This window comes from Leuconostoc sp. BM2 (assembly GCF_002095565.1).
Classification (GTDB): domain Bacteria; phylum Bacillota; class Bacilli; order Lactobacillales; family Lactobacillaceae; genus Leuconostoc; species Leuconostoc falkenbergense.
Genome location: NZ_MOWQ01000087.1, coordinates 1 through 1,581 on the forward strand (window position 1 = coordinate 1; position 1,581 = coordinate 1,581).

The 1,581-nt window shown below is 37.9% G+C and carries 1 protein-coding gene; it reads right to left on the reverse strand.

Annotated features, from left to right (window positions below; all coding sequences use genetic code 11):
• Window positions 1-109: 109 nt before the first annotated feature.
• The gene (locus tag BMG01_RS10455) at window positions 110-1,291 is read right to left on the reverse strand and encodes an IS110 family transposase (RefSeq protein ID WP_080519258.1); all 1,182 of its coding nucleotides are present in this window, start codon (window positions 1,289-1,291) and stop codon (window positions 110-112) included.
• Window positions 1,292-1,581 lie beyond the last annotated feature (290 nt).

Genomic DNA, 1,581 nt, shown 5'->3' on the forward strand with positions numbered 1-1,581 from the left:
AAAAACAACTAAATGTAGAATAATAATTTGGTTGAACGACAAATAAACGTTTTAAATTACTATTTTAAAACGTTCCCATGGTTTGTTAATTAAGAGGTGAAATTATGAGTTATATGAGCTTAGATTCGTCATAGTATTGATGATGTTTTAACAGGTAATAGATGATACGCACCAGTTTTTTAGCGACATGAGTCATGACAACATAATAGTGCTTGCCCTCGTCAAGTTTCTTTTGACGGTATTGACGTAAAGTCGGCGACCAATGAGAAGCATATTCAGCTGCTTGGCACAACGCCCAACGCAATGATGTCGAACCACGTTTAACTATTTTACCCGTGGCATTCATCTGGCCAGATTGATAAACAGAAGGTTCTAAGCCGGCAAAAGCTAATAGCTGATCAGGTGACTGAAAATTATTAATGTGATTGATTTCGGCTAGAATAACGCTACCCAAACGATTAGAAATACCAGTAATGGAAGTGATAATAGCTGCTTCGTCTAAGCTGTTCATTATTTGTGCAATCTCTTGGTCGATGGCATTGATTTGTTCATCATATAAACGAATCACGGATATGGTCTGAACAAGTTCTAACGCGTTAGCTGGTGAGGACAACCCAATAGATTGTTTGGCTAGAACTTTAAGTTGCTGAGCCATATCAAGTCGATTGCCATGATTATGCAATAGCTTAACAAGCGCATTAGTATGAGCGCGACTCAATTTAGCAGGTGAAGGATATTTTGTTAACAAATCATAGACATACTGATAGTGTAAATTTGTTTTGCCAATGAAACCAGCTAGTTCAGGGAACAAGATATCGAGTAGACGAATGTATTGCGTCTTGAGCTTAGAACGACTATCAGTTAACCGATTGCGATGATGCGTTAAAAACTTGAGTTCTTGCATGTTGAAATTGGGCTTAAAACGATCCGATGATAAATCAGTAGCTAACTTTTTAGCAATTGTTAGTGCATCAGCTTTATCCGTTTTTGTCTTACGAAGAGTCAATGTTCTAGCAAATTCTTTAATCAAAAATGGATTATAAGCGAAAGTGGGATAAGCATTGGCTTGCAGGAATAAGAGCAAATTCAAATGGTAATGGCCAGTGGCTTCCATTGCGATGCGGATATCATCGTTAGTATCGGCTGATAACTGAATCAAAGATTGGTGCAGTGTTGCAAAACCTTGACGACTATTAAGAATACGGAGATGCCGTAAGACAACCAGACCATTGTCGTCAAGAACAGCGACATCATGATGTGATTTAGCGACATCAATACCAACGAAAAGCATAAAAGAATCCTCCTAGGGAATAAAGTAATCGATGATGCGACATGATAAACACGGGCTAATTGCCAATGTAACCTTACGCGAAATAAACAGTCAAAATTCAAAGCAGAACCAAGCCGTATCAAACTTATTACCAATACGACAAAAAACCGTGATTAGAGCCTTTCTGAACCAGTCACCGATGGTAAAGGTGCTGTTGGAAAATAAAAACTAATTCACGGCGCATCATCCATCTAAGTATAAATTTTATACTCAGAGCATGTAGGAGCTACCTACGAATAATAATATAAGGA

What these genes read in the sequence shown, in the direction of transcription:
- BMG01_RS10455 (WP_080519258.1), bottom strand. Translation starts at nt 1,291, where the DNA reads ATGCTTTTCGTTGGTATTGATGTCGCTAAATCACATCATGATGTCGCT.